We start from the raw sequence: 15,554 nt of genomic DNA, 5'->3' as shown, positions 1-15,554 counted from the left end.
ACCTAAACGATTGACCAGCAAATGTGAGCGATAACATTCTGCTCGTCGCGCCGGCAATGACGCCACGACCGAACGACCGGTGCGCGACGACGGCGACGACCGCGACCCGGCGCCCCGTCGCCGGGGCCATCCTCGCCCGAGGAAGCCGCCCGCTCGCCCGACGAGGAGCGCCAGGCCGCCGCGGCGTCGACCCGCGCAGGACATGCCGTGCTGATGAGCACCGGCACCGCTGTTCTCCCCGACGAAGGAGATGCACGTGCGTACACCGAAGACATGGTTCGCGGCTGTCCTGAGCGTCCTCGCCCTCACGCTCACCACGGTGACGACCGACGCGCTCGTCGCGCCCCGTCCCGCCCAGGCCCTCGACAACGGCGTCGCCCGGACGCCGCCGATGGGCTGGAACACGTGGAACACGTTCGGCTGCAACATCAACGAGACGCTCATCCGCCAGATGGCCGACGCGATCGTGAGCAAGGGGCTGCGGGACCTGGGCTACAAGTACGTCGTCGTCGACGACTGCTGGTTCAACCCGAACCGCGACGCGCAGGGCAACCTCCAGGGCGACCCCCAACGATTCCCGAGCGGCATGAAGGCGCTGGGAGACTACCTGCACGCCCGTGGCCTGCTGTTCGGCATCTACCAGGGGCCGCTGGACCAGACCTGCGCGCAGTACTTCGACAGCTACCCGGGCTCGACCGGGAGCCTCGGCCACGAGTACCAGGACGCCCGGCAGTTCGCCGCCTGGGGGGTGGACTACCTCAAGTACGACTGGTGCTCACCCACCGGCAGCATCTCCGAGCAGGTCGCGCGGTTCGCCATCATGCGGGACGCGCTCGCGGCCACCGGCCGGCCGATCGTCTACAGCATCAACTCCAACAGCATCCACGAGAAGACCGGGCCGCAGCGCAACTGGAGCGACGTCGCCAACCTGTGGCGGACGACGGAGGACATCACCAACGCGTGGGACACCGGCCAGACCAACGGCTACCCGATGGGCATCCAGAACATCGTGGACGTCACCGTGCCGTTGGCCGGGTATGCGGCACCGGGCGGGTTCAACGACCCGGACATGCTCGAGGTCGGCAACGGCGGCATGACGGACACGGAGATGCGCAGCCACTTCGCCCTGTGGGCCGTGCTGGCCGCCCCGCTCATGATGGGCAACGACGTGCGCTCGGCGGGCGCCGGGACGCTGGACATCCTCAAGAACGGCAACCTGATCGCGATCAACCAGGACCCCCTCGGCCGGCAGGCGGTCCAGGTCTCCCACGACGGCACCCGCCGGGTGCTGGCCAAGCGACTGGCGAACGGCGACGTCGCGGTCGCCCTGTTCAACGAGGGAAGCTCGACCACGACCGTCTCCACCTCGGCCGCGGCGATCGGCAAGACGGGCACCTCGTTCACGCTGCGCGACTCCTGGACCAACGCCACCTCGACCACCACCGGCAGCATCTCGGCGAGCGTCCCCGCCCACGGCACGGTGGTCTACCGGGTCAGCGGAGGCACCACCACCGACCCGTCGACGCCCACCACGTTCCGGCTGCGCAGCGAGTCCGCCGGTCGGTGCCTCGACCTCGAGGCCTCGAACACCGCGAACGGCACGGGCGCCCTGATCTGGGACTGCCACGGCAACGCCAACCAGCAGATCACCCAGAGCGGCCAGAGCCTGCGGATCCTGGGCAAGTGCCTCGACGCGCCCTTGACCGCTGGCAACGGCACCCGGGTGCAGATCTGGGACTGCAACGGTGGGACGAACCAGCAGTGGACGTTCCAGGGCAACGGCACGGTGAGCAGCGTCCGGCACCCGTCGCTGTGCCTCGACGTCGACAACGGCGCCAGCGCGAACGGCACGCGCGTGATCCTGTGGTCCTGCCACGGGAACGCCAACCAACGCTGGAGCAGGTCGTGACGGGCCCGTCGTCGCGAGGGCCGGTCCGCCGGGCCCGACCGCGTCTCCGCTCGGCGGTCGCGGTGCTGGCCGCGCTCGTCGGCGCCGTCACCCTCCTGCCCGCCCCCGCCCAGGCGGACAACCCGATCGTCCAGCACCTCTACACCGCCGATCCGGCGCCGCTGGTGCACGACGGCCGGGTGTACCTCTACACCGGGCACGACGAGGACGCCTCGACGTACTTCACCATGCGCGAGTGGCGGGTCTTCTCCTCCGTCGACATGGTGAACTGGACGGACCACGGCTCCCCGATGTCGCTCGCGACCTTCTCCTGGGCGGACGTGAACGCCTGGGCCGGGCAGGTGGTGGAACGCAACGGGCAGTTCTACTGGTACGTCCCCGTGCGGCAGCGGTCGACCGGCCAGATGGTCATCGGGGTCGGTGTCTCGGACAGCCCGACCGGCCCGTTCCGTGACGCGATCGGCCGCCCCCTGGTGGGCAACGGCGAGATCGACCCGACCGTCCTCGTCGACGACGACGGGCAGGCGTACCTGTACTGGGGCAACCCCCGACTCTGGTACGTGCGGCTCAACGCCGACATGATCTCGTTCTCCGGCAGCCCGACGCAGATCCCGCTCACGACCGCCGGGTTCGGTGCACGCAGCGGGAACGCCGAGCGCCCCACGCTCTACGAGGAGGGGCCGTGGGTCTACAAGCGGGGCGGGCTCTACTACAACGTGTTCGCGGCCCGGTGCTGCTCGGAGTTCCTCGCGTACTCCACGGCGCCGGGCCCGACCGGGCCGTGGACGTACCGGGGGACGATCATGCCCACGCAGGGCAGCAGCTTCACCAACCACCCGGGCGTCATCGACTTCAACGGCGGGTCCTACTTCTTCTACCACAACGGGGCGCTGCCGGGCGGTGGCGGGTACACGCGCTCCGTGGCCGTCGAGAAGTTCAGCTACAACGCCGACGGCACCATCCCGACCATCACCATGACCGCAGCGGGCGCACCCCAGGTGGGCACGCTCGACCCGTTCGTCCGGCAGGAGGCCGAGACGATCGCGTGGAGCTCCGGCATCGAGACGGAGCCGTCCAGCGAGGGCGGGATGAACATCGGCTGGATCGAGAACGCGGACTACGTGCGGGTCAAGGGCGTCGCCTTCGGCACCGGCGCAGCCTCGTTCTCCGCACGCGTCGCCTCCGCGACCTCGGGTGGTCGGATCGAGGTGCGGCTGGACAGCACGAGCGGCCCGGTCGTCGGCACGTGCACCGTCGGCGGCACCGGGGGATGGCAGAGCTGGACGACGACGACCTGTCCCGTCAGCGGCGCCACCGGCACCCGCGACCTCTACCTGCGCTTCGTCGGCGGCAGCGGCAACCTGTTCAACGTCGGCTGGTGGCAGTTCGCACGCGGCAGCAGCACCGCACCGGCGTACCGGATCACCAACCGGAACAGCGGTCAGGTGGTTGACGTCCAGCAGGGGAGCGTCGACGACCTCGCGGTCATCGGCCAGTGGACGAGCAGCGGTGCGGCGTGGCAGCAGTGGCGGTACCTGGATGCCGGCAACGGCAACGTGCGGCTGCAGAGCGTGCACAGCGGCAGGTGCGTCGACGTCGGCAACGCTTCCGTGGCGGACGGCGCTGCGATCATCCAGTACACCTGCCACCAGGGGGCCAACCAGGTGTTCAGCTGGCGTTCCACCGGCGACGGCTACTCCCAGCTGGTCAACCTCAACAGCGGAAAGTGCCTCAACGTCGTGAACGGCTCCACCGCGGCCGGGGCGGTGCTGGAGCAGCGGACGTGCAGCGGGGCGACCAGCATGCAGTGGTCCCGCTCGTGAGGCGGGCCGCGGGGTGCGCCCACCCGGCCACGACGACGGCTCGGCTGACGCCGGCGTGCGGGGGTGCGACAGAAGTCGACCGCGGTGTCGCCCGGAGTCGACTGCCCCGGAGCCGCGGAACTGTCTAGCCTGGCGAGATGGCAGCCGCGGAACCCGAGGCAGCGCACCCGGCCACCGCACCGTGGGTCGCCGACGCCGTCCTGGCCGTCGCCGTCACGCTGGTCCTGTCGCTCGTGATCGCGGCCGACGTCGACGAGTCCCGACCCGAGGGGTCCGCCTACCTCTGGGCCGCCGGTCTCGGCGCACTGATGCTCGTGCGCCGCCGCTATCCCGCCGCCGTGGTCGCACTCACGGGCGTCGGCCTGTTCGGCTACTACGCCGCCGGCTACCCGCCGGTCGGCGTGGCCGTCCCCGTCGCCGCAGCGGTCTTCTCCGCGGCGGAGGCGGGGCGGCTCGCGGTCGCCGTGGTGGGTTCGGTGGCGATCCTCGCCATCGCGACGGGGTACCGGCTCGCCGTCGGCCAGGCCGCCAGCTTCGTCCTCGGGTACGAGCTCGTGTGGAACGGCCTCCTGCTCGCCGCCGTGGTCGCACTCGGCGACGGGGTCCGATCGCGCCGCGAGCTGGGCGTCCGCGCGCGGGAGGTCGCGGCCCTGCTCGCCGAGCGGTACCGCCGCCAGGCGGAGGAGCGGGTGACGCGCGAGCGCCTGACCATGGCCCGTGACGTGCACGACTCGGTCGGTCATGCGCTGACCGTGGTCGCCCTGCACGCCCAGGTGGCCGGCGAGGCCATCGGGCGGGACGAGGCGGTGGCGGCGGACGCGGTCGACGTCATCCGGGACACGACGACCGCGACCCTGACGGACCTGCGCCGCACGGTGGCGCTGCTCCGGCAGGCCGCACCCGCGGCGCGCGACGTGCCGGGGCTCGGCGACCTGGCCACGGCGCTGCGCCCCGCGCAACAGGCGGGCCTCGACGTGGTGGCCGACATCGACGCCGGGTCCGCGCCCGGGCCCGCCGGAGCGGTGGCGTACCGGATCGTCCAGGAGGCGATCACCAACGTCGTACGGCACGCTCGGGCCAGCCGGGTGCGGGTCGACGTCCGCGCCGACGACGGCATCCTGCGCGTGCGCGTCGAGGACGACGGGCCCGCGGGCGTCGGGCCGAGCACGGTCGGGCACGGCATCACCGGCATGCGTGAGCGTGCCGAGGCGCTGGGCGGGTCGCTCACGGCGGGACCCACCCCGACGGGCTTCGTCGTCGCCGCGGCACTGCCGATGGAGGAGGAACCGTGACGACCGTCCTGATGGTCGACGACCAGGACCTCGTGCGGGCCGGTTTGCGTGCCCTCCTCACCAACGACCCGGGCATCACGGTGGTGGCCGATGCGGCGGACGGGGAGCGCGCGGTCGAGCTGGCCGTGCGCCACCGCCCCGACGTCGTCCTCATGGACATCCGCATGCCCGGCACGGACGGCATCGAGGCGACCCGTCGCATCCGCGCCGATCCGCGGCTCGCGCAGACACGCGTCCTCATCCTGACGACGTTCGACGACGACGACGACGTGATCGAGGCGATCCGCGTCGGTGCGGCCGGCTACCTGCTCAAGGACACCCCCGGACCCGCGTTGCGCCAGGCGGTGCACACCGCTGCGGCGGGCGGCAGCCTCCTGTCCCCGGCGATCACCCGGCGCCTGATGGACTTCGTGGCCGCGAGCTCGCCGCCGCCCGCTCCCCACCCCCGGCTCGGCACGCTGAGCGAGCGCGAGCTCGAGGTGCTCGAGCGGGTCGGCCACGGCGACACCAACGACGAGATCGCCGTGGCGCTCTTCCTCAGCCCGGCGACGGCGCGGACCTACGTGAGCCGGATCCTGACCAAGCTGGACGCCCGCGACCGCACGGAGCTCGCGATCATCGCGCACCGCTCCGGCCTGACCTGAGGAGTTTCCCGTGCGTGGTTCTGCTGTGGTGGTCGGTGCGGGCATCGGCGGGCTCGCCGCCGCCCGAGCCCTCCTGCTCGCCGGCTGGCGCGTGCAGGTCCGGGAGCGCAGCGACGCGCCGACCACGGGCGGCACCGCGCTGGGCATGTGGCCGCAGGCCATGGCGGCCCTCGACCGCCTCGACCTGGGCGATGCCGTCCGGCTCCGGTCGGCCGCGCAGCGCGGCGGGCAGATCCTGCGCCCTGACGGCGCGGTCCTCGCGCGCGTCGGCGGCCGGGGGAGCGTCCACCTCGTCTCGCGCGGTGACCTGCTGGCGACGCTCGCCGACAGCCTTCCGGACGGCGCGATCCGGTGGGGGCACCCGGTGCGCGGTCCCGCCGACGTCCCGGAGGCGGACCTCGTCGTGGCGGCGGACGGCATCCACTCCGTGTTCCGGCCGGCGGGCCCGCGGCCGCTCGGCACCGTGGCGTTCCGCGGGACCGTCCCCGGCACGGTGTCCACCGTCACCGAGACGTGGGGCCGCGGCCGGTTGTTCGGCATCACCCCGAACGGCGACGGCGCCACCAACTGGTTCGCCTGCGTGCGGGCGGAGCGCGTGCCCACCGACCGTTCCCCGGGCACGACGGCGGCCGCGCTGCGCGAGCTGTTCGACGGCTGGCACGACGGCGTGGCAGCCGTCGTCGACGCCGTCGACCCGGCTGGTGTCGACCGCCGCCGGCTCTCCGACCTCCCGCCGCTGGCCACCTACGTGAGGGGGAGGGTCGCGCTGCTCGGCGACGCGGCGCACGCCATGGCGCCGAACCTCGGCCGCGGAGCGTGCGAGACGCTGCTGGACGCCGTGGCACTGGCCGACGCGCTGACCGTGGGCCAGGACGTGGACGAGGGACTGCGGCGGTACGACCGGGACCGGCGCCCGCCGACCCGCCGGCTCGTGCGCCTGGCCCGGGTGGTCAACCGGGTGAGCACGGCCGAAGGTGGCGCCGGTCCGCGTGACCTCGCCCTGCGCGGCCTGCTCACCGTCACGCCGGGTCGACGCCGAGCGACCGACGAGTCGACGGTGCGCGACCCGCACTGACGCCCGGAGGGCGACCCGCGACCGGGGCGCCGGTTCCTAGCGTCGCGGTATGGCACACGACCCGACGCACCCCGACTCCGTCCCGACCGGCACGCGGCGCCCCGAGCGCCTGAGCTGGCCCCTCGTCATCGGCTTCGGCTCGCTCGCGCTCCTGTGGCCGCTGGTCGACGCGCTCGGCCTGGCAGACTCGCTCGGCCAACCGGCCGCCGCCTTCCTCGTCCTCGCGGTCGTCGGCGCGGCCTGGGTGCTGGGGGTCGGCTTCGGCCGGGTCCCGCAGCCCGTGGTGACGCTCACCCTGGCCGGCGTCGTCTACGGCATCCTCCTCATGGCGATGTCGGAGCTGCTCGGCGACCGACCGTCCATCGGCGGCGTCCTCGGCGGGGTCGTCGCCGTCTTCGAGATCGCTCGCGCAGCGGGGCTCGGCGCGCTCGCCGGGCTCCTCGCGCGTTCCCTCCAGCGCTCGAGGGCCGCACGATGACCCGCGTGCGCGGGCGGCTGGCCGCGGCGGCGGTGGCGGTCACCGCCGTGCTCACGGCCGGGGGATGCGTGCCGGTCAACCCGGTCGGCGGCGGGGGATCGTTGTCACCGGTGGAGTCCCCGTCGTCGTTCGACATCCCGCTGCCGATCCCGCCGCTGGCGCCCTCGACGGTCGTCGACGGCGTCCGGGTGTTCTCCCTCGAGGCGCAGGAGGGAACCTCCGAGATCGTCCCTGGCGTCAGCACACCCACCTGGGGGTTCAACGGCGACGTCCTCGGCCCGACCCTGCGCGCCACGCGCGGGGAGCGCGTCGCTGTCGAGGTGACCAACTCGATCGACGAGCCCACGACGGTGCACTGGCACGGCATGCACCTGCCGCCCGACATGGACGGGGGACCGCACCAGATGGTGGAGCCGGGGGACACCTGGCGTCCCACCTGGCAGATCGACCAGCCGGCGGCCACCCTCTGGTACCACCCGCACCCCCACGGCCGGACCGAGGAGCACGTCTACCGGGGTCTCGCCGGGATGTTCCTGCTGGACGACGACCGCGCCTCCGGCCTGCCGGACGACTACGGCGTCGACGACGTCCCCGTGATCGTGCAGGACAAGCGCCTCGACGACGACGGACGCCTGGTCCTCGACTCCGACGGGAACGAGGTCGGCCTGCTCGGCAGCACCATCGTGACCAACGGCGTCGCCGGCGCGGTGCACGAGGTCACGACGGAGCTCGTGCGGCTCCGCCTGCTCAACGGATCGACGGCCCGCGTCTACGACTTCGCCTTCGAGGACGACCGTCCGTTCACCCACGTCGGCACGGATGGCGGGCTCCTGCCGACGCCGTACGAGACGGACCACGTCCGGCTCTCGCCGGGCGAGCGGGCGGAGATCGTCGTGTCCCTGGCGCCGGGCTCGGAGACGATGCTCGTCTCACGGGCCCCCGACCTCGGCGGGGTCGTTGCACCGTTCGCCGTCGGCGCCAACGACGAGTTCCCCGTGCTGCGGCTGAGCGCGGCCCCTGAGCTGGCGGCCGCGGCACCGGTGCCGGTGGCGTTCGAGCCGCTCGCCGACGACACCGTGGACGCGGACGACGCCGCCGTCACGCGGCGGTTCGCCATCCAGGACCGCAGCATCAACGGCCGGACCATGGACATGGACCGGATCGACGAGACCGTCCGCGTGGGCGACACCGAGATCTGGGAGGTCACGAACCTCGACCTCTTCCCGCACAACTGGCACGTCCACGACGTGCAGTTCCAGGTCCTCGACGTCGAAGGCGACCCGCCGGGACCAGAGCTCGGGGGACGCAAGGACACGGTCTACCTGGAGCCGCGTCGCACCTACCGCCTGGCCATGCGGTTCGAGGACTTCGCCGACCCGGACACCCCGTACATGGCCCACTGCCATCTCCTCCTGCACGAGGACCAGGGGCTGATGGCGCAGTTCGTCGTCACCGACGACGGGCGGGCAGGCCGCGTCGCGACGACGCACCACGACCACTGAGCACACACATCGAGACCGACGGAGGACCTGATGAAGAGCACCTGGGCGATGCGACGGCCGTGGTGGGCGGTGACCTTCTGGATCCTGCTCATCGTGGCCCTGCAGGCTGCGTCGGCTGCCTTCGGCTCGGCGTACTACGACGACCACACGCTGCCGGGCACCGAGTCACAGCGGGTGTCGGACCGCCTGGAGCAGTCCGGCGAGCCCACGCTCGACACGGTCGCGGTGGTCTTCCACGGCGCGGCGCCGGTCGCCGAGGACGCCGCGGTGGAGGCAGCACTCGGCGAGATCGAGGAGCTCCCGGGGGTGGAGTCGGTGCAGGCGCCGGCGGTCGACGCCCACTCGGTCAGCGACGACGGCCGCATCGCATATGCCACCGTGACGCTCGAGACCACCCCGCTCGAGACGGACCCTGCCGACGTCCGGGGCATCCTCGACGTCGCGGAGGAGCACGCCACCGACGAGGTCGGGATCGAGCTCAGCGGCGCCTCGGTCCGGGGCGCGCAGGAGTCGGGCGGCGCCGCCGAGGGCATCGGGATCCTCGCCGCGCTCGTGATCCTGGTGTTCCTGTTCGGCAGCCTCGTCGCGGCATCCCTGCCGATCCTGAGCGCGGTCCTGGCGGTCGGGTCGAGCATCGGTGCGGCGGCCCTGGTGTCGCACGTCACCGCGGTGCCGACGTACGCGGCGCCGATGATGATGCTCGTCGGCCTGGGCGTCGGTATCGACTATGCGCTGCTGATCTTCTCCCGGTTCCGCAGCGAGCTGCTGGCCGGTCGGCCGCGCACCGAGGCCGCGATCGTGGCACAGCGCACAGCCGGGCGGTCCGTCATGTTCGCGGGTGCGACCGTCGTCATCGCCCTGCTCGGCCTGGTTGTGCTCGGCCTCGGCGCGCTCAGGGGTCTTGCCATCGCGGTCGCGGTGACCGTGCTCATGACGATGCTCGCCTCGGCGACGCTCCTGCCGGCGCTGCTGACGCTGTTCGGTGGTCGCATCGAGCGGTCCGTCCGCAGACGCGCCGCACGAGGGCGGGGCCGGGAGGCCGACCGCTGGCGCGCACTGTCCGATGCCATCGCGCGCCGACCGTGGCCGGCCCTGGTCGGCGGCGTCCTCGTCCTCGTCGCCCTCACCGTGCCGATGTTCTCCCTGCGCCTCGGCTTCGCCGACGCCGGCACCGACCCCGCGGGATCGACGACCCGGGAGGCGTACGACCTCCTTGCCCAGGGATTCGGCGCCGGAGCGAACGGGCCGCTCGTCGTCCTCGCGGAGGCCCCTGAGGCCGAGGCGGCCGGCGCCGCCGAGGCGATCCGCGAGACGCCCGGCGTCGCGGACGTGGTCGGACCCATCCCCGGCGACGACGGGTCGACAGTAATCGTCTTCCCGGAGACGGGGCCGGCGGACGATGCCACGATCGACCTCGTGCACCGCCTACGGGACGACGTGCTGCCCGCCGTCGCCGACGAGGGCCGCTTCTCCGTCGGCGGGTCGACCGCGGCCGCCATCGACTTCGCCGAGGGCGTGTCCGACCGGATGCCGTGGTTCGTCGCGGTCGTCGTGGGGATCTCCTCGCTCCTGCTGATGACCGTCTTCCGGTCGCTGCTCATCCCGCTCAAGGCGGCCGCGCTCAACCTGCTGTCCATCGGGGCCGCCCTCGGGGTCATGCAGCTGGTCTATGGCGAAGGCACGCTCGGCCAGGCGCCCGGGCCGATCGAGGCGTTCCTGCCGGTGATCGTGTTCGCCGTCGTCTTCGGGCTCTCCATGGACTACGAGGTGTTCCTCATGTCCCGGATGCACGAGGAGTGGCGGCGAAGCGGTGACGCCCGGCACGCCGTCCGCGAGGGTCTCGCGGGGACCGGCACCGTGATCACGGCCGCCGCGGCGATCATGGTCGTCGTCTTCGGGTCCTTCATGCTCAGCCCGAGCCGGATGCTCGGCCAGATGGGCCTCGGACTGGCCGTCGCGGTCCTCCTCGACGCCGCGGTCGTCCGCTGCCTCGTGGTCCCCGCCGTGATGCACCTGTTCGGTGAGCGCGCGTGGTGGCTGCCCGGTCCGCTCGGCCGCATCCTTCCGACCATCCGCCTGGAGGACCCGGCTCTGGAGGCGGCCACCCCCTCCACGAACCCGCAGTACGCGCGCACCACCTCGGCCTGACCGACCGCCGCACCGACAAGGAGACGCACCATGCAGCTGTCCGTGAACGCCTTCGTCAGCCTCGACGGGGTCATGCAGGGCCCAGGCGGTCCGCAGGAGGACCCCACCGGCGGGTTCACCGGCGGCGGCTGGCTCGTCCCGTTCGACGTCGCCGGCTGGGGCCCTGTGGTCGATGCCTGGTTCTCCGGCACCTCGGCCGTCCTGCTGGGCCGGACCACCTTCGCCATGATGCGCGAGTACTGGCCGCTGGTCACCGATCCGGACAACAGGGTCGCCGCCGTGCTCAACGGCGGGCGCAAGTACGTCGTGAGCAGCACGCTCAGCGACGAGGACGCCGCCTGGGGCGACACGACCGTCCTGCGCGGCGACCCCGTCACGGGGGTCCGGGACCTCACGGCGCGCGGCGACGGCGACCTGCAGGTCCACGGCAGCTGGCAGCTGGTGCGCGCCCTGCACGACGCCGGTCTCGTCGACGTCTACCGCCTGCTCGTGTTCCCGGTCGTCGTGGGAGGTGGCGGGAAGCGCCTCTTCGACGAGGGCGTGATGCCCACGGGCTTCGACCACCCCACCGCGACGGCGCTCCCGGGTGGCGTCGTCTCGGTCGAGCTGCGGGGCGCGCGGCAGGGTGGTCGCGAGACCCGGTCGTACGCGGTGCAGGACGGGAAGGAGAGCATCGCGTAGCGGACGACGGGGCACCCGTGCCGACGAGCCGCGCACCGTGCTCGCGCGTAGCGTGGCTGGGAAGCCGACCGCACGACGGGCAACCGTGCCCGCGGGGTCGAGGTGGGGGGTCACCATGAAGGCGCTCGTGTTCCATGGTCCGGGCAGCATCGCGTGGGAGGACGTGCCGGACGCGGCGCTGGTCGAGTCGACCGACGCGGTCGTCCAGGTCGACACCACGACCATCTGCGGGACGGACCTGCACATCCTGCGCGGCGACGTGCCGGCCGTCACGGCGGGCCGCATCCTCGGTCATGAGGGGGTCGGCACGGTCGTGTCGGTGGGCGAGAGCGTCACCAACCACGCGCCGGGGGACCGGGTGATCATCTCGTGCATCAGCTCGTGCGGGGTGTGCCGGTACTGCCGGAGCCAGATGCCCTCGCACTGTCTGGCCCCCGAGGGGGCACCCGGCATCGGCTGGATCCTCGGGCACCTCATCGACGGGACGCAGGCGGAGCTCGTTCGCGTGCCGTTCGCCGACGGCTCCCTGCACCGGCTGCCACCCGCGGTACCGGACCCGCTGGCCGTCCTGCTCTCCGACATCCTGCCCACGGGCTTCGAGATCGGCGTGCAGTACGGCCAGGTGAAGCCCGGCGACTCCGTCGCGGTGGTCGGTGCCGGACCCGTCGGCCTGGCCGCGGTCGCGACCGCGGGACTGTACGGGGCGGCCACGATCGTCGCGATCGACCGGGACCTGAACCGCCTCGAGGTGGCCAAGGGGCTCGGCGCCACGGTGACTGTCGACGCCTCGGCAGCCGACTGGCGGGAGCAGGTGCTCGCGGCCACCGACGCCGACGGGGTCGACGTCGCCATCGAGTGCGTCGGGATCCCGCAGACCTTCACCATGTGCACCCAGCTCGTCCGACCGGGGGGCCACCTCGCCAACCTCGGCGTGCACGGCAAGCCGGTCGAGCTGGCGTTGCAGGACCTCTGGATCCAGAACCTCACGATCACGACGGGCCTGGTGAACGCGACCACCGTACCCATGCTCCTGCGCCTGGTGGCGGCCGGAAAGCTGCCGGTCGACGCGTTCGTGACCCACCGGTTCGCCCTGGCGGACATCATGGAGGCCTACGGCACGTTCGACGACGCCGCGCAGACGCGGGCGCTGAAGGTGCTGCTGTCCCGCTGACGCACGCTCGGGGCGGGTCTCAGGAGCGCGACCGCGCCCCGGGCTTCCGCTCCGGCGGCGCAGGATGCAGCGTGAGGTGCGTCTCGACCGCCTGCGCGATGGTGTCGTGCAGGGGTCGCGGCCGATCACGTCGAAGAAGCCGTCGCGCGCCAGCACGCGCTCGACCCTCGGCTTGACCCGGGCCAGTCGCAGGTCGATCCCGCGGACCGCGTCAGCCTTGGCCAGCTTCTTGAGGACGTCGGCGCCCTCGGTGTCGATGAAGTCGACGCCCTCCATGCTGAGGATGACGGCGCCGAGCTGTTGCCCCGATTCGGTGCGGATCCGGTGCAGCGGGTCGCCGTGGGCGTCGGCGTTCACGAAGAACAGACCGCAGTCGAAGCGCAGGACGAGGATCCCGGGATACGTCTCGAAGTCGTCGCCCTGAGTGAGGTCGTAGAACGCGTCGGTACCGGGCTTGCGACCGAGCTCGGGGATGGGGGGCAGGGCGGAGCGTGACACCAGCCAGAGGATGGAGAGCCCGACCCCGATGAACACGCCCTGCAGGATGCCGAACGTCATGACGCCGAGCTGGGGCCCAGCACCCTGTCGCCGGTCCCCGCGGCGCGTCATGCGGCGCGTTCCGGCGTGCCTCCACCATCGACGCAGATCGGGCGCCGCGCACGGTGGCGGGCGCCGCAGACTCGTGATGTCCTCGATCCAGTCGGCAACCAGGAGGGGTACACCATGCAGTACCGCACCCTCGGCACCAGCGGAACGATCGTCTCGGCGCAGTGCCTCGGCACCATGACGTTCGGCGCCGAGGCGGACGAACGGGCGTCCGCCGAGATGATGACGACGTTCGTCGAGCACGGCGGGACGTTCGTCGACACCGCCGACGTCTACTCGCAGGGCGGCTCCGAGGAGATTCTCGGACGCTGGCTCGCCGCCCACCCCACGGACGCACGGCAGCTCGTCGTGGCGACGAAGGGGCGGTTCGCGATGGGAGACGGTCGCAACGACCTGGGCCTGTCTCGCCGCCATCTGCGCGAGGCGCTCGATGCCTCACTGCGTCGCCTGGGTGTCGAGCACATCGACCTCTACCAGATGCACGCCTGGGACGCGCTCACCCCCGTCGAGGAGACGCTCGGGTTCCTCGACGAGGCCGTCGCCGCGGGCAAGATCTCGTACTACGGATTCTCCAACTACCTCGGGTGGCAGCTCACGAAGGCCGTCCACACGGCGCGTGCCCATGACTGGTCGCGGCCGGTCACGCTCCAGCCCCAGTACAACCTGCTCGTACGCGACATCGAGCACGAGGTCGTTCCCGCAGCCCTCGACGCGGGCCTCGGGCTGTTGCCGTGGTCACCGCTGGCCGGCGGCTGGCTCACCGGGAAGTACGAGCGGGACGTCCTCCCGCAGGGCTCGTCCCGGCTGGGCGAGGATCCCACCCGAGGCATGGAGGCGTGGGAGGCACGGAACGCCGATGAGAGGACGTGGCGTGTCATCGACGCCGTCCGGGAGGTCGCCGACGCCCGCGAGGTGACCATGTCCCAGGTCGCCCTGGCGTGGCTCGCAGCCCGCCCGGGGGTCACCTCGGTCATCATCGGAGCCCGCACGAGCGAGCAGCTCGGCGACAACCTGCGCGCCGCCGACCTGGTGCTCACGGCCGCCGAGCTCGAGCGGCTGACCGAGGTGAGCGCGCCGAGGGTCGACGACTACCCCTACGGCACCGCCGGCGTGGCGCAACGCCACCGGGGTGGGCTCTGACGAGGTCGCCCACGACCCGGTGGCGCTCCGACGGGGGAGCCCGGTCGGTCGCAGTCGCCGGTCAGTAGCCGGCGCCGCCGTCCAGGCCGGCGAGCACGGCGCCCGTGGCGGACAGGCCCAGGCGGGTGGCGCCCGCCTCGATGAGGGCCAGCGCGTCCGCGGCGGTGCGGATGCCGCCCGATGCCTTGACGCCCATCGTGGGTCCGACGGTCGCGCGCATCAGCTCGACGGCGTGCACGGTGGCGCCGCCGGCTGGGTGGAAGCCCGTGGAGGTCTTCACGAAGTCGGCGCCCGCGGCGACGGCGGCTCGGCAGGTGCCGACGATCTGCGCGTCGTCGAGCGCCGCGGACTCGACGATGACCTTCAGGACCCCGGGGGCCGGCACTGCGGCGCGGACGGCGGCGATGTCGGCCTCGACCGCGGCGAAGTCCCCGGACCTGGCTGCGCCGACGTCGATCACCATGTCGACCTCGTCGGCCCCGTGCTGCACGGCCAGTGCCGCCTCGGCGGCCTTGATGCTGCTGTGGTGCTTGCCGGAGGGGAAGCCGCACACCACAGCGACCCGCAGGTTCGGCGCCTGGGTGAGGTCCAGCGGCAGGAACGACGGCGAGACGCACACCGAGTACACGCCGAGCTGCGCACCTTCGGCGACCAGGGCGGCCACGTCCGCTGCTGTCGCCTCGGGCTTGAGCAGGGTGTGGTCGACGTACTGGGCGAGCGCGGCGGGGTCGATGCCGGTGGTGGCGGTCGTGGTCATGGGACTCTCCTGTCGATCTGGGCGGCTCCGGCCGTCCGGATCACGTGGTCGTGAGGCGTGTGCGTGCGTCGTGTGGGGGATGGTGCGTGCGGGGTCCGCCGACGTCGGGCGCGTGCGCCCCACCCTGGCGGATCCGCCGGCGCCCGACGTGGGTCCTTCGGCCTCGAACCCGCGCGCGCTCGAAGGGACTACGTCGGTCGGGGTGTGGGCGCCAGGCCGAACGCGCGACGGCGTGGGGCCGGTCGGCGATCACCCGCCTGAGAAGTTTAGTGGGTGTGGGAGAGCGTGGTGTGCGCGACGCGGGCCCTCTCGCGCGCTCAGCTCCGGC

Annotated in this window: 12 protein-coding genes and 1 pseudogene; 11 read left to right on the top strand and 2 right to left on the bottom strand. The window is 72.6% G+C overall.

Annotation, left to right across the window (positions count from 1 at the left end; all coding sequences use genetic code 11):
- The first annotated feature begins 256 nt into the window (after positions 1 to 256).
- The 10 genes from KG102_RS09755 to KG102_RS09710 all read left to right on the top strand — a co-directional run bounded on the left by KG102_RS09755 (position 257) and on the right by KG102_RS09710 (position 12,723).
- Entirely contained in the window at positions 257 to 1,909 is a 1,653-nt protein-coding gene (locus tag KG102_RS09755; protein ID WP_249667268.1) for a glycoside hydrolase family 27 protein, read from the top strand.
- Positions 1,906 to 3,732, top strand: a complete 1,827-nt coding sequence (locus tag KG102_RS09750; protein WP_249667267.1) for a family 43 glycosylhydrolase — start codon at positions 1,906 to 1,908, stop codon at positions 3,730 to 3,732. Before KG102_RS09755 ends, KG102_RS09750 begins: the two co-directional genes overlap by 4 nt.
- Before the next feature lie 137 nt (positions 3,733 to 3,869).
- Entirely contained in the window at positions 3,870 to 5,024 is a 1,155-nt protein-coding gene (locus KG102_RS09745; RefSeq protein WP_208289851.1) for a sensor histidine kinase, read from the top strand.
- A complete protein-coding gene (locus tag KG102_RS09740) occupies positions 5,021 to 5,668 on the top strand; it encodes a response regulator (RefSeq protein ID WP_208289852.1) in 648 nt (215 codons plus the stop codon). The genes KG102_RS09745 and KG102_RS09740 overlap by 4 nt, the downstream gene beginning before the upstream one ends.
- A 10-nt stretch (positions 5,669 to 5,678) precedes the next feature.
- Complete coding sequence (locus tag KG102_RS09735; RefSeq protein WP_208289853.1) at positions 5,679 to 6,743, top strand: FAD-dependent monooxygenase; 1,065 nt, start codon at positions 5,679 to 5,681, stop codon at positions 6,741 to 6,743.
- A gap of 49 nt (positions 6,744 to 6,792) precedes the next feature.
- Positions 6,793 to 7,221 carry a hypothetical protein gene (locus KG102_RS09730; RefSeq protein ID WP_208289854.1) on the top strand — a complete coding sequence of 143 codons (429 nt, stop codon included), beginning with the start codon at positions 6,793 to 6,795 and terminating at the stop codon, positions 7,219 to 7,221.
- The gene (locus tag KG102_RS09725; RefSeq protein ID WP_208289855.1) at positions 7,218 to 8,723 is read left to right on the top strand and encodes a multicopper oxidase family protein; all 1,506 of its coding nucleotides are present in this window, start codon (positions 7,218 to 7,220) and stop codon (positions 8,721 to 8,723) included. Before KG102_RS09730 ends, KG102_RS09725 begins: the two co-directional genes overlap by 4 nt.
- A gap of 30 nt (positions 8,724 to 8,753) precedes the next feature.
- Positions 8,754 to 10,871, top strand: a complete 2,118-nt coding sequence (locus KG102_RS09720) for an MMPL family transporter (RefSeq protein ID WP_208289856.1) — start codon at positions 8,754 to 8,756, stop codon at positions 10,869 to 10,871.
- A gap of 30 nt (positions 10,872 to 10,901) precedes the next feature.
- Entirely contained in the window at positions 10,902 to 11,552 is a 651-nt protein-coding gene (locus KG102_RS09715) for a dihydrofolate reductase family protein (protein ID WP_208289857.1), read from the top strand.
- 115 nt (positions 11,553 to 11,667) lie between these two features.
- Positions 11,668 to 12,723: a zinc-dependent alcohol dehydrogenase family protein gene (locus KG102_RS09710; RefSeq protein WP_208213282.1), complete on the top strand. Its 1,056-nt coding sequence runs from the start codon at positions 11,668 to 11,670 to the stop codon at positions 12,721 to 12,723.
- Between the two features lie 135 nt (positions 12,724 to 12,858).
- Here the strand turns inward: KG102_RS09710 and KG102_RS19040 are convergent.
- A pseudogene (locus tag KG102_RS19040) lies at positions 12,859 to 13,281 on the bottom strand (STAS domain-containing protein); the annotation flags it as partial.
- 165 nt (positions 13,282 to 13,446) lie between these two features.
- Here KG102_RS19040 and KG102_RS09700 point away from each other — a divergent pair.
- Complete coding sequence (locus tag KG102_RS09700; RefSeq protein ID WP_208213284.1) at positions 13,447 to 14,469, top strand: aldo/keto reductase; 1,023 nt, start codon at positions 13,447 to 13,449, stop codon at positions 14,467 to 14,469.
- Positions 14,470 to 14,530: 61 nt separating this feature from the next.
- Here the strand turns inward: KG102_RS09700 and deoC are convergent, their stop codons facing one another.
- Positions 14,531 to 15,226, bottom strand: coding sequence for a deoxyribose-phosphate aldolase (deoC, locus tag KG102_RS09695; protein WP_208289858.1), 696 nt, complete (start codon positions 15,224 to 15,226; stop codon positions 14,531 to 14,533).
- Positions 15,227 to 15,554: the final 328 nt, after the last annotated feature.

Origin of the sequence: Cellulomonas fengjieae (genome assembly GCF_018388465.1) — a bacterium.
GTDB lineage: Bacteria > Actinomycetota > Actinomycetes > Actinomycetales > Cellulomonadaceae > Cellulomonas > Cellulomonas fengjieae.
This window is presented reverse-complemented; position numbering and strand designations above follow the sequence as displayed.

What these genes read in the sequence shown, in the direction of transcription:
- KG102_RS09745 (WP_208289851.1), top strand. Translation starts at nt 3,870, where the DNA reads ATGGCAGCCGCGGAACCCGAGGCAGCGCACCCGGCCACCGCACCGTGG.
- KG102_RS09720 (WP_208289856.1), top strand. Translation starts at nt 8,754, where the DNA reads ATGAAGAGCACCTGGGCGATGCGACGGCCGTGGTGGGCGGTGACCTTC.
- KG102_RS09725 (WP_208289855.1), top strand. Translation starts at nt 7,218, where the DNA reads ATGACCCGCGTGCGCGGGCGGCTGGCCGCGGCGGCGGTGGCGGTCACC.
- KG102_RS09700 (WP_208213284.1), top strand. Translation starts at nt 13,447, where the DNA reads ATGCAGTACCGCACCCTCGGCACCAGCGGAACGATCGTCTCGGCGCAG.
- KG102_RS09730 (WP_208289854.1), top strand. Translation starts at nt 6,793, where the DNA reads ATGGCACACGACCCGACGCACCCCGACTCCGTCCCGACCGGCACGCGG.
- deoC (WP_208289858.1), bottom strand. Translation starts at nt 15,226, where the DNA reads ATGACCACGACCGCCACCACCGGCATCGACCCCGCCGCGCTCGCCCAG.
- KG102_RS09715 (WP_208289857.1), top strand. Translation starts at nt 10,902, where the DNA reads ATGCAGCTGTCCGTGAACGCCTTCGTCAGCCTCGACGGGGTCATGCAG.
- KG102_RS09710 (WP_208213282.1), top strand. Translation starts at nt 11,668, where the DNA reads ATGAAGGCGCTCGTGTTCCATGGTCCGGGCAGCATCGCGTGGGAGGAC.